The sequence below is a fragment of the Streptomyces drozdowiczii genome, from assembly GCF_026167665.1.
Classification (GTDB): domain Bacteria; phylum Actinomycetota; class Actinomycetes; order Streptomycetales; family Streptomycetaceae; genus Streptomyces; species Streptomyces drozdowiczii_A.
Window position 1 is genome coordinate 2,188,378 of sequence record NZ_CP098740.1, and the last position, 22,022, is coordinate 2,210,399.

Below are 22,022 nucleotides of genomic sequence, written 5' to 3' on the forward strand. Positions count from 1 at the left end.
GGTGCTTCAGGAGTGGGGTGCTCAGTGGCCCTTGGCGAGAGCGCCCTGGATGTAGCTGCAGGCCAGCAGCACGAACACGTAGGCCTGGACAGCCTGGATGAAGAGTTCGAAGGCCGTCATCACGAGGACCATCACGAACGACACGCCCGCGTAGGCGATGCCGATGCCGTTGAGCATGTACCAGCTGGCGATCGTGAAGAGCAGCAGGAGCGTGTGGCCCGCGAACATGTTGGCGAACAGTCGGACCGCGTGCGTGAACGGCCGGACCAGGAGGTTCGAGAAGAACTCGATGGTCATCGAGAGCGGCAGGACCCCGCCGAGGTTCTTGTCGTAGCCCGTGAAGTTCTTGAGGGCGCCGACGAACCCGTGCTTCTTGAAGGTCAGGCCGACCCACAGGAGGTAGACGATTCCGGCGAGGACCGCCGGGTACGAAATGATCGCCGTCACGGGGAACTGGGCAACCGGGATGATGGACCAGAGGTTCATCATCCAGATGACGAAGAACAGGGAGACCATCAGCGGGACGTACTTCTCGCCGTCGCGCTTGCCGATCGTCTCGTAGACGATGCCGCGGCGGATGAAGTCGTATCCGGCCTCGGCCGTCATCTGGAGCTTGCCGGGCACCAACTTCGGCTTGCGGAAGGCGGCCCAGAAGAAGCCAACGATGATCACCGAGCCGAGCAGGGCCAGCAGCATCGTCTTGTTGAAGTACAAGTTGCTGTCCGCGTCGCCCCAGAGGGGCTCGAACAGGAACGAGTGCAGGCCGGGTGCCGGAAAGCCACAACCGTCGAAGAGGTGGCAATCGGTCTCGAAGGCGAGCACCTGTGTCGGGTCAGCACTCACCGCGGGCTCCTTCAGCGTGGCGCATAGGTACGGCAACCTCGTTGTGTCGGCGCGGCGCGCAGCCGCGGTTCGGCACTGGACTGGTGTTTCGGATGTGTGAGCGGCAGTCAGGCATGTGAGCCTCGCGATCGAGCAGGCGTCAGCTCACATGCACGCGCCCGCAGTGCCGCAGTTGGAACCGGACGATAGCAGGGTCCTGACCCCGCACTTATTCCGCCCCTACCCTTCACGCGTCGGACCCCGGTTTCCCGGCCTTGCCGGCCTTCTCGGATTCGGGTTCCACGTAAAGGATCTTGGCCTTCATGTGCGCACGCGCCTGTGCGGCGATCCACACGAGGGTCGTCGCGACCAGGGTGATCGCGAACGCCTTCGGGTTGAACAGCGAGGTGTTCTTGAAGACGGCGACGAAGATGAACAGGAGCAGGAGCTGCGCGGTGTAGAGCGCGAGGCCCATCGCCTGGAAGAGGTGGGGCATGGACCTGGCGGTCCGTTGCAGGACCAGGAGTCCGATCCCCATGAAGAGGATGACCACGATCGTCCCCACGATCGCGCCCAGGGCTCCCTTGCCGCCCGCGACGCCAGCGCTGATCGCGGCGGCTACGGCGCCGGCGGCAGCGGTGGGTACGGCGGTCTGGAGGAGAGTCCGGACGTCGTTGGACGGCATGGCGGCAGCTCCGCTTGCAGGGGGTGGGCAGTGTGTCGTCATGGACGAGCGTAGGCCCGGTCCGAGTCGATGCCTCGGGCCGATGGACCGTGCTACATCAGGTCCTTCGGCTCTGTCACCGGGCTTCGTGAACGGTATCACAAACTATTTGATGAGGTCTTTACCTAGAAAGTGTGCTTGCTGTCACACCTGAGGGCTAACAAGCACGCGTGAGCAGTGCACCGCGTCGCTTTGTCTGCTAATGCACACCGATGACCGGTTCAGTGGCGGGTGGAACCGGCCGCCCGACGGTCAGCCGTACGCGAACGGTGGCCGATGGCGGTCGCCCCGTTGACGCTGTGGGCCCCCGCCGCGACCGGAGCCCCGGCAGCCGCTTCACGCTCCTCCGCGGCCCCCTCCGCCCCGCCCGTCGCACCCGTCTCCATCTGGCCGTCCACGGGCCCCTGTTGGCCCTCCGCGGCCTCCTCCGACGCGGCGGCACCAGGCCCCTCCGGACGACGCCGTCTGCGGCGGTAGCGGGGCGGCACGAAGCGTTCCGCCCAGCGCGGGGCGCGCGGGGTGAACCGGGGCATCAGGAGCAGGATCAGCCCGAGCGCGCTCAGCCCCACGATCACGATCACGATCCACAGGGACGTCGAGTGCACCGAGTACCCCACCGCGCCGAAGGCGATCAGCGCCGACCAGAAGTACATGATCAGCACCGACCGGCTGTGCGAGTGGCCGATGTTGAGCAGCCGGTGGTGCAGGTGGCCCCGGTCCGCCGCGAACGGCGACTGGCCGTTCCAGGTGCGCCGGACGATCGCCAGCACCAGGTCCGCCGCCGGGATCGCGATGATGGTCAGCGGCAGCAGCAGCGGGATGAACACCGGGAGCATCGCGTGGGTCGCCTGGCGCTCACTGCCCTCGAAGAGCCTCATGTTGTCCGGGTCGACCTGTCCGGTCACCGAGATCGCCCCGGCCGCGAGCACCAGACCGATCAGCATCGACCCCGAGTCGCCCATGAAGATCCGCGCGGGGTGCATGTTGTGCGGCAGGAAGCCGAGGCACATGCCCATCAGGATCGCCGCGAACAGCGTCGCCGGGGCGGCGGCCTCGATGGTGTGCCCGTACCAGAGCCGGTAGGTGTACAGGAAGAACGCGGCGGCGGCGATGAGCACCATGCCCGCCGCGAGCCCGTCCAGGCCGTCCACGAAGTTGACCGCGTTGATGGTGATGACGACCAGCGCCACGGTGAGCAGGGTGCCCTGCCACGGGGTGAGGGCCACGGTGCCGACGCCCGGGATCGGCAGCCACAGGATCGTGAGGCCCTGGAGGACCATGACGGCGGCGGCGAGCATCTGCCCGCCCAGCTTGATCAGGGCGTCGATCTCGAACTTGTCGTCGAGGACCCCGATCAGCCAGATCAGCGCCGCTCCGGAGAGCAGCGCTCGCGGTTCGCTGGACAGCTCGAAGACGCCGTCGAGGTTGGCGAGGTGGTTGGCCACGATGAGCCCCGCGCACAGCCCGCCGAACATGGCGATGCCGCCGAGCCTCGGGGTCGGTTCGCGGTGGACGTCGCGCGCGCGGATCGCGGGCATCGCCCCGACCGCGATGGCGAACTTGCGCACCGGACCGGTGAGCAAGTAGGTCACAGCGGCCGTGACACAGAGTGTCAGCAGGTAATCACGCACGGGCTGCCCCACAGATATAGCCGGCCATCTCAGCCCACACCTTAACTAGGTACGTCCCATGGTTGAGGACACGGAGCTGTCCGCGATGGTTGCACGGCATCTCCCGGCAAGATCATCGAGGCCCCTCATCCGGGACGCGATCCGGGACACGGCCGAATGCGGCGTCCGGGAACGGCATGGGCCCGCTGCCCGCCGTCGAGCGGTCAGTGGGGCGCGGAGACGCCGGTCAGCGCGGTGACGACCGGGTCGAGGGCCTGGCTGATCTCGTCGCCGATGGACCGGAAGAAGGTGATCGGGGCGCCGTACGGGTCGTGGACCTCGTCGGCGTCCGCGGTCGGGGCGAGCAGCCAGCCGCGCAGCGCGGCGGCGGCCCGGACCAGGGCGCGGGCACGCTCGACCACGCCCTCCTCACGGGCGTCGGGCAGGGTGGCCGGGTCTATCGCCCGGACCAGCCTGGTGAACTCCTTGAGCGTGAAGGTGCGCAGCCCGGCCGAGTGGCCCATGGAGATGACCTGGGCGCGGTGGTCGCGGGTGGCCGTGAGCACCAGGTCGGCACGGATGACGTGCTCGTCCAGCAGCTCACGGCCGGTGAAGCCGGTGGCGTCGGCGCCGAAGTCGGCGAGGACCACCTCGGCGTTGGCCTCCATCGGGGCGCCCTCGTGGCCCCAGGTCCCGGCGCTCTCCACGATCAGCCCGCCCTGGAGCGGGTCCCCGAGCCGGTGCACCAGGGCATGCCGGGTCAGCCGCTCGGTGATCGGTGAGCGGCAGACGTTGCCGGTGCTGACGTGGAGGATGCGGAAAGTGTCGGGCCGCCCCGCTATGCCACGCCCCTCGGGGGCGGTCAATTGGCCACCTCGAGGTCGGGGACCACCTTGCGCAGCTCCTCCGCCGAGATCGCACCGGCGCGCAGCAGGACGGGCACCTTGCCGGTGACGTCGACGATGGAGGAGGGCACGATGCCGGGGGTAGGGCCGCCGTCGAGGTAGACGGAGACGGAGTCACCGAGCATCTCCTGGGCCGCGTCGCAGTCCTCCGGCGAGGGGTGGCCGGTCAGGTTGGCGCTGGACACGGCCATCGGGCCGACCTCGGTGAGGAGTTCGATGGCGACCGGGTGCAGCGGCATCCGGACGGCGACGGTCCCCCGGGTGTCCCCGAGGTCCCACTGGAGCGACGGCTGGTGCTTGGCGACCAGGGTCAGGGCGCCCGGCCAGAACGCGTCGACCAGCTCCCACGCCTGCTCGGAGAAGTCGGTGACCAGGCCGTGCAGGGTGTTCGGGGAGCCGATGAGGACCGGCGAGGGCATGTTGCGGCCCCGGCCCTTGGCCTCCAGGAGGTCCCCGACCGCCTCGGCGGCGAAGGCGTCCGCGCCGATCCCGTACACGGTGTCGGTGGGCAGCACGACGAGCTCGCCGCGGCGGACGGCCGACGCGGCTTCGCGCAGCCCCGTCGTGCGGTCGGTCGCGTCGTTGCAGTCGTATCGCCGTGCCATCAGCCGGCCTCCTCAAGCATGTACGGGTAGGGCTGGTACGGGTGGCGGGCCCGGGTCACGGCATCGCCTTGCGGGCGGTGGCGAACCGGGGTCGCCGGTTGAGGTCGGGGTGGTCGGCCGCGTCGGCCCAGCCCCGCTCCTCGGTGAAGATCCAGGGCACCTGGCCGCCCTGGGTGTCGGCGTGCTCGATGACGACGAGGCCGCCGGGGCGGAGCAGGCGGTGCGCGGTGCGCTCGATGCCCCGGATGGTGTCGAGGCCGTCCTCGCCGGAGAACAGCGCCATCTCGGGGTCGTGGTCGCGCGCCTCGGGCGCCACGTACTCCCACTCGGTGAGCGGGATGTACGGCGGGTTGGAGATGACCAGGTCGACCTGGCCGTCCAGCTCGGGCAGGGCGGTGAGCGCGTCGCCGCGGTGGACGGTGACGCGGGAGTTCTCGGCGTTCTTCCGGGTCCACTTCAGGGCGTCCTCGGAGAGCTCCACGGCGTGCACGCGGGAGCGCGGGACCTCCTGGGCCATGGCGAGGGCGATGGCGCCGGAGCCGGTGCACAGGTCCACGATCAGCGGCTCGACGACGTCCATCGCGCGGACGGCGTCTATGGCCCAGCCGACGACCGACTCGGTCTCGGGGCGGGGCACGAAGACGCCGGGCCCGACCTGGAGCTCCAGGTAGCGGAAGAAGGCGCGTCCGGTGATGTGCTGGAGGGGTTCGCGGGCCTCGCGGCGGGCGATGGTCTCCCAGTAGCGGGCGTCGAAGTCGGCGTCCGGCACGTTGTGCAGCTCGCCCCGCTTGACTCCGTGCACGAACGCGGCGAGTTCCTCGGCATCGAATCTCGGTGAGGGAACACCGGCGTCGGCCAGCCGCTGGGTGGCCTGGGCCACCTCGGCGAGCAGCAGGTTCATCGCGGTTCTCCGTACGGGTTCACGGGCGGGGCGGGGCGGGCGGTGGGCTCAGGCGGCGGCCAGCTTGGCGGCGGAGTCGGCGTCGACGCACGCCTGGATGACCGCGTCCAGGTCACCGTCGAGCACCTGGTCCAAGTTGTACGCCTTGAAGCCGACGCGGTGGTCCGAGATCCGGTTTTCCGGGAAGTTGTACGTCCGGATCTTCTCGGAACGGTCGACCGTACGCACCTGGCTGCGACGTACGTCCGAAGCCTCCTGCTCGGCGGCCTCCTGGGCGGCGGCGAGGAGCCGGGAGCGCAGGATGCGCATCGCCTGCTCCTTGTTCTGGAGCTGGCTCTTCTCGTTCTGGCAGGAGGCGACGACGCCGGTCGGCAGGTGCGTGATGCGGACGGCGGAGTCGGTCGTGTTGACGGACTGGCCGCCGGGGCCGGACGAGCGGTAGACGTCGATGCGGAGGTCGTTGGCGTGGATCTCGACGTCGACCTCCTCGGCCTCGGGCGTCACGAGGACACCGGCGGCGGAGGTGTGGATGCGGCCCTGGGACTCGGTGGACGGCACGCGCTGCACGCGGTGCACCCCGCCCTCGTACTTCATCCGGGCCCAGACGCCCTGGCCGGGCTCGGTGGCGCCGTTGCCGCCCTTGGTCTTCACGGCGACCTGGACGTCCTTGTAGCCGCCCAGCTCGGACTCGGTGGAGTCGATGATCTCGGTCTTCCAGCCGACGCGCTCGGCGTAGCGCAGATACATGCGCAGCAGATCGCCGGCGAACAGCGCGGACTCGTCGCCGCCCGCCCCGGCCTTGATCTCCAGGAGCACGTCCTTGTCGTCGCTGGGGTCCCGGGGGACGAGCAGGAGGCGGAGCTTCTCGGTGAGTTCCTCGCGCTGCTGCTCCAGCTCCTTGACCTCGGCGGCGAAGTCGGGGTCGTCGGCGGCGAGCTCGCGGGCGGTCTCGATGTCGTCGCCGGACTGCTTCCAGGAGCGGTACGTCGCGACGATCGGGCTCAGCTCCGCGTAGCGCTTGTTGAGCTTGCGCGCGTTGCCCTGGTCGGCGTGGACCGCGGGGTCGGCGAGCTGCTTCTCGAGATCGGCGTGCTCACCGATCAGTTCCTCGACCGCCTCGAACATCTCGGGCTCCTGGTTCCTTCGCTCGTCGTGCCTGCCGGCCGGTGGGTGCCTGCCGGGGCCGGGGTACGGAGACCCCGTGCCCGGACCGGAAAAAAACGCCGGCCACGGCGCCCTCGGAAAAGGGCACCGCGGACCGGCGCGGACGGCTCGCTACTTGCCGGCGGCCTTGGCGCCCTTGCCGAAGCGGGCCTCGAAGCGGGCCACACGGCCACCGGTGTCGAGGATCTTCTGCTTGCCCGTGTAGAACGGGTGGCACTCGGAGCAGACCTCGGCACGGATGGTGCCGCTGTCCAGCGTGGAGCGGGTGGTGAACGACGCGCCACAGGTGCAGCTGACCTGCGTCTCGACGTACTGGGGGTGGATGTCGCGCTTCAAGGGTGTCTCCTAGGTTCGGGAGGGCTCCGGGTCGCACGCGCGGATTGCGCGTCCGTGAACCGGGGCCGACGTACCAGTCTGCCAGGACCGGCCGTATCTCCCAAAACCAGGGTGGACGGCCGGGTATTCCCCCGGCTCCCGGCTCAGCGGACGACCGTGCCGGCGTCGCCCTTGTCGCCGGCCGACTGCTTCGTCGCGGAGGCGGGGACCGGCCGGTCGGCGCGCAGCGCGTCCCAGACCTGCCGGTCGGCCTTCTCCAGCGGGATGACGCGGTTGGGGTCGGCGGGGTCGTACTCGACGGGCAGGGTCACCATGTTCACGTTGTCGGAGCCGAGGCCCTTGAGGCCCTTGGCGAAGCCGGCGAGCTTGGTGACCGAGCCCAGGTCGGAGTCGGTGGTGACGGCCTTGGTGGCGGTGTCCGCGATGCCGTACAGCTTGGTGCCGTTGAACACGCCCACGCTCTTGACCTGCTGCATCAGCGCCTTGATGAACGCCTGCTGGAGCTGGATGCGGCCGAGGTCGCTGCCGTCGCCGACGCTGTGCCGGGTGCGGACCAGGCCGAGGGACTGCTCGCCGTCCAGGGTGTGGGTGCCGGGCTGGAGGTCCAGGTGGCTGTCGGGGTCGTCGATCGCCTTGGTGGTGGTGATGTCGACGCCGCCGAGCTTGTCGATCAGCTTCTTGAAGCCGGTGAAGTCGACCTCGACGTAGTGGTCCATGCGGATGCCGGACATGGATTCCACGGTCTTGACCGCGCAGGCCGGCCCGCCGACCTCGTACGCCGTGTTGAACATGGCGCGCTGCTGTCCGGCCACGGGCTTGCCGCTGACGTCGCCGGTGCAGTCGGGCCGGGTGATGAGGGTGTCGCGCGGGATGGAGACCACACTCGCGGTCTTGTGGCCCTTGTTGACGTGGACGACCATCGCGGTGTCCGAGCGGGCCGCGCCCTCGTCGGCGCCGTACTCGCCGTTCGCGCCGGAGCGGGAGTCGGAGCCCAGGACGAGGATGTCCTCGGAGCCGTTGTCGACGTTCTCCGGGCGGTCCTTGCCGAGCGCGGTGTTGATGTCGACGGCCTGGAGATTGCCGTTGAGGTGGACGTACGCGTAGCCGAGGCCCGCACCGCCCACGACGACCGCGCCGGCCAGGCTCCAGACGGCCACGCGCTTCGCCCTGCGGCCGCGGGACGGCTTCTTCCGGCGTTTGCCGGTGGCCCGTATTCGGCCGCTGCTCCCGCTTCGCTCGCTCATGCGTCTCCCTCGTTCCGTCGGCTACCCCCTTGCGTTGGCGGCGACAAGAAGCGTGGCACAGGCGGCTGTGCCCCCGGGTGCGTCCGGAACGGCCCGCCCGGGTCCGGGAGCGGCCGGTATTCGGGCGTTCACCTGCGGTTTCGTGGGCCGTACAACGGTCGTACGAGGCCCCGCGCGGCCGTGCCCGTGTGGTGAAGGTCTCGGAACGGCAACGGGGTACGGCACAGGGCCGCCCCCGCACCGGAAGTGCGGGGGCGGCCCTGTGTGCTGCCGGAGGGGCGACGACTAGTCGTTGTTGTTGCCCGGGGCCGGCGTCGTCTTCTGGATCTGGAGCAGGAACTCCGCGTTCGACTGGGTCTTCTTCATCCGGTCGAGCAGAAGCTCGATGGCCTGCTGCTGGTCGAGCGCGTGCAGCACCCGGCGCAGCTTCCAGACGATCCCCAACTCCTCGCTGCCGAGCAGGATTTCCTCCTTGCGGGTGGAGGACGCGTCGACGTCCACCGCCGGGAAGATCCGCTTGTCGGAGAGCTTGCGGTCGAGCTTGAGCTCCATGTTGCCGGTGCCCTTGAACTCCTCGAAGATCACCTCGTCCATGCGCGAGCCGGTCTCGACGAGCGCGGTGGCCAGGATGGTCAGCGAGCCGCCGTCCTCGATGTTGCGCGCGGCGCCGAAGAAGCGCTTCGGCGGGTAGAGCGCGGTCGAGTCGACACCACCGGACAGGATGCGGCCGGAGGCCGGGGCGGCGAGGTTGTACGCGCGTCCCAGGCGGGTGATCGAGTCGAGCAGGACGACCACGTCGTGGCCCAGCTCCACGAGGCGCTTGGCGCGCTCGATGGCCAGCTCGGCGACCGTGGTGTGGTCCTCGGCGGGGCGGTCGAAGGTCGAGGAGATGACCTCGCCCTTCACCGACCGCTGCATGTCGGTGACCTCTTCCGGACGCTCGTCCACGAGGACGACCATCAGGTGGCACTCGGGGCTGTTGACCGTGATCGCGTTGGCGATGGCCTGGAGGATCATGGTCTTACCGGTCTTCGGCGGGGCCACGATCAGACCGCGCTGGCCCTTGCCGATGGGGGCGACCAGGTCGATGATCCGCGTCGTCAGGACGTTGGAGTCGGTCTCCAGGCGGAGCCGGTCCTGCGGGTAGAGCGGGGTCAGCTTCTGGAACTCGGGGCGGCCGCGGCCCGATTCGGGCGCCATGCCGTTGACCGAGTCCAGGCGGACCAGCGCGTTGAACTTCTCGCGGCGCTCGCCGTCCTTGGGCTGGCGCACCGCACCGGTGACGTGGTCGCCCTTGCGCAGGCCGTTCTTGCGGACCTGGGCGAGCGAGACGTACACGTCGTTCGGGCCGGGCAGGTAGCCGGAGGTCCGGATGAACGCGTAGTTGTCGAGGATGTCCAGGATGCCCGCGACGGGGATCAGGACGTCGTCGTCGGTGACGGGCGGGGCGTCGGCGAACTCGTCGCGCCCACGACGGCCCCGGCGGTCGCGGTAGCGCCCGCGCCGGCCGCGCCGGCCGCCCTCGTCGTCGTAGCCGTCGTCCTGCGGGCCGTTGTTGCCGCCCTGGTTCTGGCCGCCGCCCTGGCGCCGGTTGCCGCCCTGGTCGTCGCCCTTGCCGCGCTGACGGTCGCGCTGGCGGTCGCGGCGCTGCTCGCCGCCCCGGTCCCCGCGCTGGCGGTCGCCGCGGTCGCCCCGGCGGCCGTCGGCGTTGTCCGCGCCGGACTCGGCCTTGGAGTCGGCGGAGCGGTCCTCGGCGGGCGCCTCGTGCTTCTGGTCCTGCTTCGGCTCGTCCTGGGCGCGGTCCTTGGTCTGCGCCTTGGCGTCCGGCTTGCTCTCCGGGCTGCCCGCCTGCGCGGTGGCGCGGCGGCGACGGCGCTCGCCCGCGGGCTGGTCGTCGCTGGCCGGCTGGCCCGGGATGTCGATCTGCTGCTGGGCCGCGGCCTTGTCGGCGGGCGCGGCGGCCGGGGCCTCGTCGGCGCCGGTGCGCGCCTTGGAGGTGGCGCGGCGCTTCGGCTTGGTCTCGGCGCCCTCGGCGGGGGCCGCGGTGGCCTTGGCCTTGGGGGCGGAGGAGCCGCCGGCCTGGGCCTCCTTGATGACCTCGATCAGCTGGCTCTTGCGCATCCGCGCGGTGCCCTTGATGCCGAGGCCGGACGCGACCTGCTGCAGCTCGGCCAGGACCATGCCCTCAAGGCCGGTGCCGGAGCGGCGGCGCCGTGCGGTGGTGCCAGTGGCAGCACCTTCGGCGGGCGCGGCGCTGTCGACGTTCTTGTCGGCAGTCACGCCCATCAGATCGGTGGTGTCGCTCACGAAGGGTCCTTCCCTGGAGCGGACGTCGGCCTTCTGGCTCGGCGACCGGTTGTGCTGTCCGGCTGCGGTCCTCGGTTGGTGCGGCCCGTGCCGGGGCGGTGGTCCGCCGGATGGAACGGCGGAGAGATGAGGTGTGCATGTGCCCGGCGCGAGCATCCCCCTGCTCGGCCCACTCCTGGACGAGCGGAGGGGTGTCGTGCCGGTTCCGGAGCGTGCTCGCAACTGCTCAGGCAGGCTGCTCAGGCAGTTGGGGAGGCTCCCGGAAGAAATGGTGGTCCCGAACGGGACACGGAGCAACGCGCCTCATGGACGTCGATTGCAGACTTGAGGTTAACACTACCGGCTCCAACAAACATTCCCCCTCTCACTCACCGGCAATCACTTCTCGGCCAGCGGCCTCGCGGGCTACGGGGCCAGCGGCAGGACGCTGGCGCCCTGCGCGTCGAGAGCGAGCCGGTTGGCCGCCCAGCCCTCACCCGCCAGTCGGGCGACCTTGTCGGCGTCGCCGTCACCGGCCAGGGCCAGCACCGTCGGTCCGGCGCCGGAGATGACCGCGGGGACGCCCTCGGCGCGCAGCCGGCCGACGAGTTCGACGCTCTCGGCCATGGCGGGCGCGCGGTAGTCCTGGTGCAGCCGGTCCTCGGTGGCCGTGAGCAGCAGCTCGGGGCGCCTGGTCAGGGCCTCGACGAGGAGGGCGGCACGGCCGGCGTTGAAGGCGGCGTCGACGTGCGGGACGGTGCGCGGCAGGAGGCCGCGGGCGGTCTCGGTGAGCACCGGCTTGCCGGGGACGAAAACCACCGGAACGATGGAATCAGCGGGATCCATCCGGATCGCGCGGGCGGAGGCGCCGTCCATCCAGGCCAGCGTGAATCCGCCGAGCAGGCAGGCCGCGACGTTGTCGGGGTGGCCCTCGATCTCGGTGGCGAGCTCCAGCAGGGCCGCGTCGTCGAGGCGGGCGTCACCGCCGGTCGTCACGGCGCGGGCGGCGACGATCCCGGCGCAGATGGCGGCGGACGACGAGCCGAGGCCGCGTCCGTGCGGGATGCGGTTGGCGCAGACGATCTCCAGGCCGCGGGGCTGTCCGCCGAGCAGGTCGAAGGCGGTGCGCAGGGACCGTACGAGCAGGTGCTTCTCGTCGCGGGGCAGGGTGTCCGCGCCCTCACCGGCGATGTCGATGTGCAGTCCGGAGTCGGCGACGCGGACGACGACGTCGTCGTACAGGCCGAGCGACAGGCCGAGGGCGTCGAAACCGGGGCCCAGGTTGGCGCTGGTCGCGGGGACGCGCACCCGGACGGCGGCGGCTCGGAAGGCGGGACCGGCCATCGCTGTGACGACTCTCCTTGTGAGGCGGCGGGGATTCCGGGGGCTGCGGGCGGGGGTTCTTCGGGGGAGCCGCAACGGCCCGGGGCACCCCGGCAGACGCGGCGGGGCGGGTTGGGTACAGCTTATCGAAGGAAGGTTCTGTGGCGACATAGGGCGCACAGGAGGCGCACGATGCGTGTCGCACGCCCGCGGTGCGCTCTTGTTGCCGGAAAGGGCCGGTAGGAGGCCCTTTCTGACGCGTCGTCGCGCGCTGCCCCGGGCCGTCGTCCGGACCGGCCCGGGGGTTGGACGCGTTACGCGGTCACGCCAGGCCCAGCTTCTCGGCGGCGGCGGCCGCGTCGACCGGGACGGTGACGGGCTGCGGGGCGCCCGCGACGGCCCAGTCGGGGTCCTTGAGGCCGTTGCCGGTCACCGTGCAGACGATGCGCTGGCCGGGGTCGACCTTGCCCTCCTCGGCGGCCTTGAGCAGACCGGCGACGGAGGCGGCCGACGCGGGCTCCACGAAGACGCCCTCCTGGGAGGCCAACAGCCGGTAGGCGGACAGGATCTGACGGTCCGTGACCTCGTCGATGAAGCCGCCGGACTCGTCGCGCGCGGCGAGCGCGTAGTTCCAGGAGGCCGGGTTGCCGATCCGGATCGCGGTCGCGATGGTCGACGGGTCCTTGACGACCTCGCCGCGCACGATGGGCGCGGAGCCGGACGCCTGGAAGCCCCACATGCGCGGCTTGTGCGTCGCCATGCCGTCCCCGGCGTACTCGGTGTACCCCTTCCAGTACGCGGTGATGTTGCCCGCGTTGCCGACCGGGAGGACGTGGATGTCCGGGGCGTCGCCGAGCGCGTCGACGATCTCGAACGCGGCGGTCTTCTGGCCCTCGATGCGGACCGGGTTGACCGAATTGACCAGCGCGACCGGGTAGTTGTCCGAGAGCGAGCGGGCCAGCGTCAGGCAGTCGTCGAAGTTGCCGTCGACCTGGAGGATCTTGGCGCCGTGCACGAGCGCCTGGCCCATCTTGCCGAGCGCGATCTTGCCCTGCGGCACGAGGACCGCGCAGACCATGCCGGCCCGGACCGCGTAGGCGGCGGCCGAGGCGGAGGTGTTGCCGGTGGAGGCGCAGATGACGGCCTGCGCGCCCTCCTCCTTGGCCCGGGTGATGGCCATGGTCATGCCGCGGTCCTTGAAGGACCCGGTGGGGTTGGCGCCCTCGACCTTGAGGTGCACCTCGCAGCCCGTGCGCTCGGAGAGGACCTGAGCGGGGACGAGCGGCGTACCGCCCTCACGGAGCGTGACGACCGGCGTCGTGCTCGTGACCGGGAGACGGTCCCGGTACTCCTCGATGATGCCGCGCCACTGGTGGGTGCCCTTGGTGGTCATGGGTCCTTACTCCCCTTCAACACGCATGATGCTGGCGACACCGCGCACGGTGTCGAGCTTGCGCAGCGCTTCGACGGTCCCGGAGAGGGCGGCGTCGGGCGCGCGGTGGGTGACGACGACGAGCGATGCCTCGCCGTCGGTTTCCTGACTGTCCGGCCGGCTCTGCTGGCGGACCGTATCGATGGATACGCCCTGGTCGGCGAAGACCGTCGCGACCTGGGCGAGCACGCCCGGCTTGTCGGCCACGTCGAGGCTGATGTGGTACCGCGTGACGACGTCGCCCATGGGGCTCACCGGCAGGCGCGTGTACGCGGACTCACCGGGCCCGGGGCCTCGTTGAGCTTGTTGCGGCAGACGGCCACGAGGTCGCCGAGGACCGCGGACGCGGTGGGCGAGCCGCCCGCGCCGGGGCCGTAGAACATCAGCTGCCCGGCCGCCTCGGCCTCCACGAACACCGCGTTGTACGCCTCGCGCACCGAGGCGAGCGGGTGGCTCAGCGGGATCATCGCGGGGTGCACGCGGGCCGTCACGGAGGCCCCGTCGGCGGCGCGCTCGCAGATGGCGAGGAGCTTGACGGTGCAGCCCATGCGGCGGGCGGACGCGATGTCGGCGGCGGTGACCTCGGTGATGCCCTCGCGGTGCACGTCGCCGATGCGGACCCGGGTGTGGAAGGCGATCCCGGCGAGGATGGCGGCCTTGGCGGCGGCGTCGAAGCCCTCCACGTCGGCGGTCGGGTCGGCCTCCGCGTAACCGAGGGCGGTGGCCTCGTCCAGCGCCTCGGAGTATCCGGCGCCGCTGGTGTCCATCTTGTCGAGGATGAAGTTGGTGGTGCCGTTGACGATGCCGAGCACCCGGTTGACCTTGTCACCGGCCAGGGACTCGCGCAGCGGTCGTACGAGCGGGATGGCGCCGGCCACGGCGGCCTCGTAGTAGAGGTCCCGGCCGTGCTGCTCGGCGGCGGCGTGCAGGGCGGCGCCGTCCTCGGCGAGCAGGGCCTTGTTGGCGGAGACGACGCTCGCGCCGTGCTCGAAGGCGGTCCTGATCAGCGTGCGGGCGGGCTCGATGCCGCCGATGACCTCGATGACGACGTCGATGTCGCCGCGTTTGACCAGGGCGGTCGCGTCCGTGGTGATCAGGGCGGGGTCGATGCCCTCGCGCACCTTGGAGGGCCGGCGGACGGCGACACCGGCGAGCTCCACCGGCGCGCCGATGCGCGCGGCGAGGTCGTCGGCGTGCGTCGTCATGATGCGCGCCACCTCTGAGCCGACCACACCACAGCCCAGCAGCGCCACCTTCAGCGGACGCGTACGCATCATCCGACCTCGTTTCCTTTACACCTGTAGTACGGACCAGTCTCACTCACCGGACGGGTGTTCCCGCCACCCGTCCGGATCCTGAGATGTTTATGGGGACAGCGTGGTACGCCCCCGGAAATACGTCATCAGCCGACGTCGAGACGCAGGAGATCTTCCTCCGTCTCGCGTCGGACGATGACCCGTGCCTCCCCGTCCCGCACGGCGACGACCGGCGGGCGCAGGGCGTGGTTGTAGTTGCTCGCCATGGAGCGGCAGTACGCGCCGGTGGCGGGCACGGCGATCAGGTCGCCGGGGGCCAGGTCGGACGGCAGGTAGGCGTCCTTGACCACGATGTCGCCGCTCTCGCAGTGCTTGCCGACGACCCGGACGAGCATCGGTTCGGCGTCCGAGGTCCGCGAGGCGAGCGCGACGCTGTACTCGGCGTCGTACAGCGCGGTGCGGATGTTGTCCGACATGCCGCCGTCGACGCTCACGTAGGTGCGCAGGCCCTCCAGCGGCTTGACCGTGCCGACCTCGTACAGCGTGAAGGCGGTCGGGCCGACGATGGCGCGGCCGGGCTCGACGGAGATGCGGGGGGTGGCGAGACCGGCGGCCTCGCACTCGCGGGTGACGATGTCGCCGAGCGACTTGGCGATCTCGTGCGGTTCGCGCGGGTCGTCGTCGGAGGTATACGCGATGCCGAGGCCGCCGCCGAGGTCGATCTCGGGCAGTTCGACGCCGTGCTCGTCGCGCACCTCGGCGAGCAGCTGCACGACGCGGCGGGCGGAGACCTCGAAGCCGGCCATGTCGAAGATCTGGGAGCCGATGTGGGAGTGGATGCCGACGAGTTCGAGCCCGTCCAGGGTGAGCGCCCGGCGCACGGCCTCGGCGGCCTGTCCGCCGGCGAGCGCGATGCCGAACTTCTGGTCCTCGTGGGCGGTGGCGATGAACTCGTGGGTGTGGGCCTCGACGCCGACGGTGACCCGGATCTGGACGCGCTGGCGCTTGCCGAGGCCCTGCGCGACGTGGGCGACGCGGACGATCTCCTGGAAGGAGTCGAGGACGATGCGTCCGACGCCCGCCGCGACGGCGCGCTCGATCTCCTCGACGCTCTTGTTGTTGCCGTGGAGGGCGATGCGCTCGGCGGGCATTCCGGCGTCGAGCGCGGTGGCCAGCTCGCCGGCCGAGCAGACGTCGAGGTTGAGCCCCTCCTCCTTGAGCCAGCGCACGACGGCCCGGGAGAGGAACGCCTTGCCCGCGTAGAAGACGTCGGCCCCGGGCCCGAAGGCGTCGGACCAGGCGCGGCAGCGGGCCCGGAAGTCGGCCTCGTCCAGGAAGTAGGCGGGGGTGCCGAACTCCTCGGCGAGGCGGGAGACCGTGAGCCCGCCGACGGTGACGGCGCCGTGCTCGTCGCGGGTGACGGTGCGGGACCACACCTTCTGGTCGAGGACGTTGAGGTCGTCGGCGGGGGCGAGGTAGTGGCCGTCGGACATGACGTCGGCGTGACGGGGTCCGGCGGGGTGTGCGGATCGGCTCATCGTGTGGCTCTGCTCTCTCGGGGTGCTCAGAGGTGTTCGGGCGCGCTGACGCCGAGCAGGGACAGACCGCCGGCCAGCACCGTCCCGGCGGCTTCGGCGAGGGCCGTCCGGGAGCGGTGGGCGGCCGAGGGTTTCCCGTCCCCGACGGGGAGCGGTGGGGCGGCGTCGTGGAAGTCGAAGAAGGCGCCGGCGACGGCGTCGAGGTGCCGGGCGAGCCGGTCGGGGGCGCGGTGGCGGGCGGCGCCCGCGAGGACGGCGGGGTGCGCGTCGAGCAGCGCGAGCAGGTCGGCCGCCCCGGTCGCGTCGATGTCCTCGCCGGGCCCCGCGACGGCGACCCCGAGCCGCCCCGCCCCCGGACGACGGCACGGGCGCGGGCGTGCGCGTACCGCACCCGGAAGAGGGCGTTGGCCTCGGTCTGCGCGAGGAGTCCGGGCCCGAGGGGGGCGCGGTCGTGCCCGGCGGGCCGGAGGAGGCCCCAGCGGGTGGCGTCGGGGCCGAGCCGGGCCAGCAGGGCGGCGGCGGTGTCCCCTGCGGGGACGGGGCGTATGGGGGCGGGCGGTTCGGGGGTCGGGCTGCCGCCCACCGGAGAGGTCCGTCGCGCGGGGGCGCCGGGCTCCCGCGCCGCACGCGGTGTCCCGTACGCCTCCGCGCTCACCCCGAGCCGCGTCCAGTCCGGGTCCGGCTCGCCCTCGCAGCCGAGGCGTACGTCGGCGCCCTGGGCGGTCAGGAGGCGGCGGACGGTGTCGGCGGTGACGGCGGCCCGGACCTCGCGGGCGTGGACGAGCCGCAGCCGCTGTCCGGCGAGGGCGTCCCCGTATCCGTACCGCTGCCCCTGCTCCCGCACCCGGTGGACGAGGGCGCGGTGGGCGGCGGCGCCGGTGGCGGCGTCGAGCGTGAAGTTGAGGAAGCCGGGTCCGGTGATCTCGACCCCGGCGACTCCGGGGGCTCCGGCGAGCCGGTCGCGCAGGATCTCGGCGACCTCGCGGGCGCCGAGCCCCGCGGGTCCCGCGAGCTGGAGCGCGACGGCGCTGGCGTAGTCGCCGCGCCCGCCGGGCCGGGTCCTCTCCACCCGTACGCGCGCGGGCACGGGCGCGCGCAGGGCGTCCTCGCGGACCGCGCGGCGCACCGCGTGCAGCACGGTCGTGGAGAGATCGACGGGGGTCACGGGACAAGCGTATGGGAGGGAGGGGGGCCCTTCGCGAACCGGTTTCGCCATGCGGTCAGCCGACGGAGCGATCCGCCCGCCCGGCACCCCGGCCGGTGGCCGGCACGGTCGGCCGGCCGCGCTCGACGAGCCGCCGCACGAGCATCACCAGCTCGCCCGGCTCGAACGGCTTGGCGAGGAACGCGTCCACCCCGGCGGCGACGCCGTGGTCCACCTCGTACGGCGTGCAGGCGCTGACGATCGCGAGCGGCAGATGCCCGGTGCGCGGGTCGGACCGCAGCCGGGTGGCGGTCTGGAGGCCGTCGAGCCGGGGCATGACCACGTCGAGCGTGATGACGTCGGGGCGGACCCGGTGCACGAGATCCAGACACTCGACACCATCGCCCGCGGTCACGACCTCGAAGCCCTCCAGTTCGAGGTTGACCCTGATCAACTGCCGGATGACCTTGTTGTCGTCGACAACAAGCACGCGGCCGCATGCCCCAGACACCCTTCGAGAGTAGGCGCGCCGGAGGGCTGCGTCCGGGTTTTGCCCACTTCCGCCCCCGGAGGAGGGCCGCCGAGGATGGCCGGATGTGCGTACGAGGGGGCGCGCGCCCTCACGCGATGACGCGGAATACCTGTTCACAGGCACCCCGTCGGAGCTGGTAGTGTTTCACCCGTCGCAGAGCAGCACAGCGATACGCCCCCGTAGCTCAGGGGATAGAGCATCGGCCTCCGGAGCCGGGTGCGCAGGTTCGAATCCTGCCGGGGGCACCTCATGAAGGTGCCGAAGACCCCGCCTTCAGCGGAAACGCTGAGGTCGGGGTCTTCGCGTATGTGCCTGCGGGTGCGGGCGGGTGCGACCGGCGCTCGACCGGGCCGACGCACCCGCTTCTCTCACCCCATGGCCCCCGAGTGGACCTTGACCGGGACCTCGTCGCCGGTTCCGCTGCCGAGCATCCGGGACACCGCCTCCGCGATCACCTTGCCCAGCAGGGGGGGAACAGCGTTCCCGATCTGCTTCGCGATGACATTCCTGTTGACCCCGGCAAACTTGAAGTCGTCATCGAACGACTGAATCCGCGCGCCCTCCCGCGGGGTCAGAGCGCGGTCCAGCACCGGGTGGATGCACTTGTTCGAGGCTGGGTGGACGAAGTTCACGGTGATGGTGGGGGCGGGCTCGTCGCCCTCGAGCCGGGAGTAGCAGCTCGAGAATCCACTCGTAATCAGGTGGGCGGGGATACTCGAGATGTTCGGGCCGGCGTGGCGGATGATTTCGAGCATCTTCGCACTGTGGCGCGTCGACGCATGCAGCGTCAGAGCACTCGCGCCCGACCGGCGGGCCCTCTGGTATTCGTTCTGCGGCGGGCGGTCGTAGGTGAGCGCTTCTTCACCACTGGCAATGGGGGGCAGGTCACCGATCGCTTCCGTGACCGTGAGCGCCGGAGGCAGCGTCGTCGCGGCGGCGTCGAAAAGATCGGGCTCGTGCGGCCTGAGCATGCGGGAAGCGTCGCGCACGCCGATGGTGCGGAACGTTCCGCTGTGCGTCGGGTTCGGCCACCGAATGGGAATGCCGGGCTCCGAGCCGATGAGGATGAGACGCTCCCGCTTCTGGGGAACGCCGAAGTGACCGGCGTTCATGATGCGCCAGTCGGTCTCGTAGCCGAGGGAAGAGAAAGCCTCCTGGACGGCCTCCAGGTCCACTCCCTTCTTATGCGTCGCCAGACCGACGACGTTCTCGAACACGAAGACCTTCGGCCGCCAGTATCCGACATATGCGGCAAATTCTTCAAAAAGGGTGTTGCGGGGGTCGTCATAGTTCGTAGACCGGTTGGGGCGAATCGAGGAAAAGCCCTGGCACGGCGGCCCGCCGACGATCACGTCCACTTCGCCTCGCCGCAAGTTCAGCCGATCGGCGATCTCCGGTCGCGCCACCTTGCGGATATCCCCCGACACGGCGAGCGCGCCGCCGTGATTGAGGCGGAACGTCTCGATCGACTGCGGCAGCAGGTCGATTCCGTAGACGACTTCGTAGTCACCGGCGTTCTCGAAGCCCTTCGAAAACCCGCCAGTGCCGCAGAAGAGGTCCATGACCTTGTGCTTACCCATGCGCATCTCCTCGATCGGTCCGGTGGAGACTATAGTCTCCTGGACCTTCCTGCTGCCACCTGCTCGGATACTGACCGTGAATGACGGTACCGAAGAACCGACGACGCTCGCCCTGGCGGTGGCTCGTGCGGTGGCAGAACTGCGCCAGTCCGAGCGCCTGACCCTGGAGGGCCTGGCCGACCGGAGCGGCCTGCACCGCACGACGATCGGCCTGGCCGAACGCGGTGAACGGCTGCTTTCCCTGGCAGCCGCATCCCGACTCGCATCCGCCTTCGGCATGCGATTGTCGGATCTTATCGCCTTTGCCGAGCGCAATATCACGGCCTCCGGCGACGGGCCGACCATGACTTCCTCGGCCACGGTGATCCCGCGCGGGCGCAAGCGCATTGTCAACCCGCAGCACGGCGAGAACGGCCAAGCCTTTCGCGCCCTTACCGGGGTCGGGGTGGAGGCAATCATCGAAGCAATCGAAGAAACATACGAAACCCTTGACCTGATAGACGACGAGCTGAGGTCGAAGGGCAGCCCGCCTGTATCCGGGCTCGTCGAGCTGGCGAACTTGTCCAGCATGATCGGGAATCTCCTCGGTGCCGGATTCGCCGCCGCCTCCGGCGGAGCCTATATACGGAACCGCCCGCACGCCTTTCCCGACCTCGTCCCGCAATTCGAGGGGCTTCCGGACCTTGAGCTGAAGACGGCTCTGGAGACCAATACCCCCAAGGGGCATCTGCCGAAGGCCGGCACCTATCTCACGTTCCGCTACGTCCTTGCCACGAAGGACGGCCTTTACACCAGAGGAAGAGCGAACCGTGGCGACACCCCCTGGATCTGGGAGGTGCGCTGTGGGGCGCTGCGGAAAGAGGACTTCTCGGTGAGCAACACCGATGGTGACAGCGGCAAGACCGCCGTCATCAAAAGTAGTGCTTTCAAGGGCATGACAAGAGTGTTCTACGCCCCCGAATTCCTTCCGTACGCGAGTCGGACGGGCGACTACGGAGACCACAGTCAATTGACGATCCAGCCGCAGTAGGCGGGACCTGATCAGCCCGGCAGCTCCAGCTCGGCCGCGACCGTCTTGCCCACCGGGACGCGGTCCAGCACCTCCCAGCGGGCGGCGAGCGCCGACACCAGGAGCAGGCCCCGGCCCTCCTCGGCGAGGGGCGCGGGATCGGTCACGCCCCCGGCGGGCGGGCGGCGTTCGCCGCGGGCGTCGGAGACCTCGATGCGCAGGGTGCGGCCGGTGAGCCGCAGGGCCAGCTCGAAGTCGCGGCCGGGCACGCGGCCGTGCGTGACGGCGTTGGCGGCCAGCTCCGCGACGAGCACGGCGACGGTGTCCGAGGCCGTGCTGCCGTGCGGCACGCCCCAGGCGTCGAGCTGGTGCAGCGCGAGCCGCCGGGCGAGCCGGGCGCCGCGCGGGGTGGAGCTGAAGCGCTGGGTGAACGCGGTCGCGGTGGCCGGAGCTTGGGGGGCGACCGCGGTGGGCAGTGGTGTCATGCCGACAATCTGGCGGTACGCCCACGGCTCGCACCAGTGATCAACCGCGTACTCAGGGTGAGCGTACGCGCTCAGGGTGTCCGCATCAGCCCCCGGAGCCCGGCGACCCGGGCCGCGACTCCCCCGGCACGGTCCGGGGCCGCGGTCTGCGCGTGCGAGCCCCGGCACGGGCCGCAGAGGCCGTCCAGGAGGGCGGCTGCCGGGCCGGGGCGGCCGCAGTCGACGCACTCGACCCGGAGCCCGTTCGCGGGGCCGGGCGCGTCCGGGAGGTGCGGCGGCATCTTGTCCGTGAGGCGGCGGCGCACCAGGCCGAGGGGGTGCGTGACGGCCTCCGGGAGTCCGGCGGTGAGTGCTGCCGTCAGGTGCTCGGTGCTCGCGCCGCGTGCGAGCCAGGCGGCGGCCAGTGGTTCCAGGGTGGCGCAGTCGGTGGCGGAGAGCGCCAGGCGGGGTTCGCGGCGGCCGAGTCCGGCGAGGGCGAGGTACGCGGCGGAGGGCGCGCCGGGGGGCTTCGGCGGCGCGGGCGGCTCGGGGGCGGTGCGCTGCGGGGGTACGTCGGTCGGCCCGGAGAGCGCGGCGGTCCACCACTCGTTGTCGCGGGCCGTCCGGGACCAGTAGGTGTACGTCACCCACCGGCACGTCCCCTCGCCGTCGACCCGGCGTCGCACGCGGCGCAGGTGCCCGGCCACGGCGAGCGCGCGGAGGGCGGAGCCGATGGCCATCTGGCCGTACAGGGGAAGGGACTTGGCGAGCGACTTGATGTCCATCGCGGCCCCGTCGGGCAGGCGGTCGATGTACGCGGCGACGTACCGCTCGCGCTCGGGGAGGCCGGTGAAGTCCGCGGGGCGGGGCGCGTCCTGGCCGGGCGGCGCGGAACGCTTGCCGTAGCCGGGGCGGGCCGCGCGGGGGCCTTCGGCGGAGGCGGGCAGGGCGGGACTAAAGTGCTGGGCAGCCATGAGATCGGTTCTTTCTAGTGGGTTCGATCTTGGGTCAGACCCCGGCCGGTGCTGAGAACACCGCGTCGGGGTCGTTTCGTTGGGGGCACCGTAGGCAACCACAACGCTGCGCTGCAACTCGCTCACTATTAGTCATACTTGCTGGCCGTGACGGGATGGGGAGGGTGGGGAGG

The 22,022-nt window shown here is 71.0% G+C and carries 18 protein-coding genes, 1 tRNA gene and 2 pseudogenes; 2 read left to right on the forward strand and 19 right to left on the reverse strand.

The genetic code is table 11. The annotated features are described in order from the left end of the window. Window positions 1-21: 21 nt before the first annotated feature. The 16 genes and pseudogenes from atpB to NEH16_RS09730 all read right to left on the reverse strand — a co-directional run bounded on the left by atpB (window position 22) and on the right by NEH16_RS09730 (window position 17,801). Window positions 22-843, reverse strand: a complete 822-nt coding sequence (atpB, locus tag NEH16_RS09655; RefSeq protein ID WP_199879008.1) for a F0F1 ATP synthase subunit A — start codon at window positions 841-843, stop codon at window positions 22-24. 226 nt (window positions 844-1,069) lie between these two features. Beyond that, complete coding sequence (locus tag NEH16_RS09660) at window positions 1,070-1,507, reverse strand: hypothetical protein (RefSeq protein WP_073963912.1); 438 nt, start codon at window positions 1,505-1,507, stop codon at window positions 1,070-1,072. Between the two features lie 260 nt (window positions 1,508-1,767). Then, window positions 1,768-3,189: an MraY family glycosyltransferase gene (locus tag NEH16_RS09665; RefSeq protein ID WP_265541073.1), complete on the reverse strand. Its 1,422-nt coding sequence runs from the start codon at window positions 3,187-3,189 to the stop codon at window positions 1,768-1,770. A gap of 191 nt (window positions 3,190-3,380) precedes the next feature. Beyond that, on the reverse strand, window positions 3,381-4,022 hold the full coding sequence (locus NEH16_RS09670; protein WP_073963914.1) for a protein-tyrosine-phosphatase: 642 nt from the start codon (window positions 4,020-4,022) through the stop codon (window positions 3,381-3,383). Then, window positions 4,019-4,666, reverse strand: a complete 648-nt coding sequence (locus tag NEH16_RS09675; RefSeq protein ID WP_073963915.1) for an L-threonylcarbamoyladenylate synthase — start codon at window positions 4,664-4,666, stop codon at window positions 4,019-4,021. The genes NEH16_RS09670 and NEH16_RS09675 overlap by 4 nt, the downstream gene beginning before the upstream one ends. 55 nt (window positions 4,667-4,721) lie before the next feature. Then, entirely contained in the window at window positions 4,722-5,567 is an 846-nt protein-coding gene (gene prmC / locus NEH16_RS09680) for a peptide chain release factor N(5)-glutamine methyltransferase (protein WP_018102642.1), read from the reverse strand. Window positions 5,568-5,615: 48 nt separating this feature from the next. Next, window positions 5,616-6,692: a peptide chain release factor 1 gene (gene prfA / locus NEH16_RS09685; protein WP_073963916.1), complete on the reverse strand. Its 1,077-nt coding sequence runs from the start codon at window positions 6,690-6,692 to the stop codon at window positions 5,616-5,618. A gap of 150 nt (window positions 6,693-6,842) precedes the next feature. Then, window positions 6,843-7,067 carry a 50S ribosomal protein L31 gene (gene rpmE / locus NEH16_RS09690; protein ID WP_018102644.1) on the reverse strand — a complete coding sequence of 75 codons (225 nt, stop codon included), beginning with the start codon at window positions 7,065-7,067 and terminating at the stop codon, window positions 6,843-6,845. A 143-nt stretch (window positions 7,068-7,210) separates the two neighbouring features. Beyond that, window positions 7,211-8,311: an LCP family protein gene (locus NEH16_RS09695; protein WP_265541079.1), complete on the reverse strand. Its 1,101-nt coding sequence runs from the start codon at window positions 8,309-8,311 to the stop codon at window positions 7,211-7,213. A gap of 285 nt (window positions 8,312-8,596) precedes the next feature. Continuing rightward, entirely contained in the window at window positions 8,597-10,618 is a 2,022-nt protein-coding gene (gene rho, locus NEH16_RS09700) for a transcription termination factor Rho (RefSeq protein WP_265541081.1), read from the reverse strand. A 405-nt stretch (window positions 10,619-11,023) separates the two neighbouring features. Continuing rightward, on the reverse strand, window positions 11,024-11,941 hold the full coding sequence (gene thrB / locus NEH16_RS09705; protein ID WP_018102647.1) for a homoserine kinase: 918 nt from the start codon (window positions 11,939-11,941) through the stop codon (window positions 11,024-11,026). Between the two features lie 301 nt (window positions 11,942-12,242). Further along, window positions 12,243-13,313 (reverse strand): threonine synthase, encoded by a 1,071-nt coding sequence (gene thrC / locus NEH16_RS09710; RefSeq protein WP_265541083.1) that lies wholly within the window; start codon window positions 13,311-13,313, stop codon window positions 12,243-12,245. Between the two features lie 6 nt (window positions 13,314-13,319). Continuing rightward, window positions 13,320-14,629 (reverse strand): annotated as a pseudogene (locus NEH16_RS09715) (homoserine dehydrogenase). Between the two features lie 125 nt (window positions 14,630-14,754). Then, entirely contained in the window at window positions 14,755-16,146 is a 1,392-nt protein-coding gene (gene lysA / locus NEH16_RS09720) for a diaminopimelate decarboxylase (RefSeq protein ID WP_265541086.1), read from the reverse strand. A gap of 26 nt (window positions 16,147-16,172) precedes the next feature. Further along, window positions 16,173-17,311: pseudogene (gene nrtL, locus NEH16_RS09725) on the reverse strand (ArgS-related anticodon-binding protein NrtL). Window positions 17,312-17,366: 55 nt separating this feature from the next. Next, a complete protein-coding gene (locus tag NEH16_RS09730) occupies window positions 17,367-17,801 on the reverse strand; it encodes a response regulator (protein ID WP_430523746.1) in 435 nt (144 codons plus the stop codon). Window positions 17,802-17,995: 194 nt separating this feature from the next. On the opposite strand from NEH16_RS09730, the gene NEH16_RS09735 reads away from it, so the two are divergent. Beyond that, window positions 17,996-18,067: transfer RNA gene (locus NEH16_RS09735), tRNA-Arg, on the forward strand. Between the two features lie 123 nt (window positions 18,068-18,190). Here NEH16_RS09735 and NEH16_RS09740 read toward each other — a convergent pair. Next, window positions 18,191-19,402, reverse strand: a complete 1,212-nt coding sequence (locus NEH16_RS09740; RefSeq protein ID WP_265541088.1) for a DNA cytosine methyltransferase — start codon at window positions 19,400-19,402, stop codon at window positions 18,191-18,193. On the opposite strand from NEH16_RS09740, the gene NEH16_RS09745 reads away from it, so the two are divergent. After that, entirely contained in the window at window positions 19,401-20,432 is a 1,032-nt protein-coding gene (locus NEH16_RS09745; protein WP_265541090.1) for a helix-turn-helix domain-containing protein, read from the forward strand. The two genes, NEH16_RS09740 and NEH16_RS09745, sit on opposite strands and share 2 nt — an antisense overlap. An 11-nt stretch (window positions 20,433-20,443) precedes the next feature. Here the strand turns inward: NEH16_RS09745 and NEH16_RS09750 are convergent, their stop codons facing one another. Together NEH16_RS09750 and NEH16_RS09755 are read right to left on the reverse strand one after the other, a co-directional pair. After that, entirely contained in the window at window positions 20,444-20,896 is a 453-nt protein-coding gene (locus NEH16_RS09750; protein ID WP_265541092.1) for an ATP-binding protein, read from the reverse strand. 71 nt (window positions 20,897-20,967) lie between these two features. Next, the gene (locus tag NEH16_RS09755) at window positions 20,968-21,849 is read right to left on the reverse strand and encodes a MarR family transcriptional regulator (protein WP_265541094.1); all 882 of its coding nucleotides are present in this window, start codon (window positions 21,847-21,849) and stop codon (window positions 20,968-20,970) included. Between the last annotated feature and the right edge of the window lie 173 nt (window positions 21,850-22,022).

Excerpts from the sequence above, each read along its gene's own strand:
- NEH16_RS09660 (WP_073963912.1), bottom strand. The coding sequence starts at position 1,507 with ATGCCGTCCAACGACGTCCGGACTCTCCTCCAGACCGCCGTACCCACC.
- NEH16_RS09675 (WP_073963915.1), bottom strand. The coding sequence starts at position 4,666 with ATGGCACGGCGATACGACTGCAACGACGCGACCGACCGCACGACGGGG.
- prmC (WP_018102642.1), bottom strand. The coding sequence starts at position 5,567 with ATGAACCTGCTGCTCGCCGAGGTGGCCCAGGCCACCCAGCGGCTGGCC.
- prfA (WP_073963916.1), bottom strand. The coding sequence starts at position 6,692 with ATGTTCGAGGCGGTCGAGGAACTGATCGGTGAGCACGCCGATCTCGAG.
- NEH16_RS09695 (WP_265541079.1), bottom strand. The coding sequence starts at position 8,311 with ATGAGCGAGCGAAGCGGGAGCAGCGGCCGAATACGGGCCACCGGCAAA.
- thrB (WP_018102647.1), bottom strand. The coding sequence starts at position 11,941 with ATGGCCGGTCCCGCCTTCCGAGCCGCCGCCGTCCGGGTGCGCGTCCCC.
- thrC (WP_265541083.1), bottom strand. The coding sequence starts at position 13,313 with ATGACCACCAAGGGCACCCACCAGTGGCGCGGCATCATCGAGGAGTAC.
- lysA (WP_265541086.1), bottom strand. The coding sequence starts at position 16,146 with ATGAGCCGATCCGCACACCCCGCCGGACCCCGTCACGCCGACGTCATG.
- NEH16_RS09745 (WP_265541090.1), top strand. The coding sequence starts at position 19,401 with ATGCGCATCTCCTCGATCGGTCCGGTGGAGACTATAGTCTCCTGGACC.
- NEH16_RS09740 (WP_265541088.1), bottom strand. The coding sequence starts at position 19,402 with ATGGGTAAGCACAAGGTCATGGACCTCTTCTGCGGCACTGGCGGGTTT.
- NEH16_RS09750 (WP_265541092.1), bottom strand. The coding sequence starts at position 20,896 with ATGACACCACTGCCCACCGCGGTCGCCCCCCAAGCTCCGGCCACCGCG.
- NEH16_RS09755 (WP_265541094.1), bottom strand. The coding sequence starts at position 21,849 with ATGGCTGCCCAGCACTTTAGTCCCGCCCTGCCCGCCTCCGCCGAAGGC.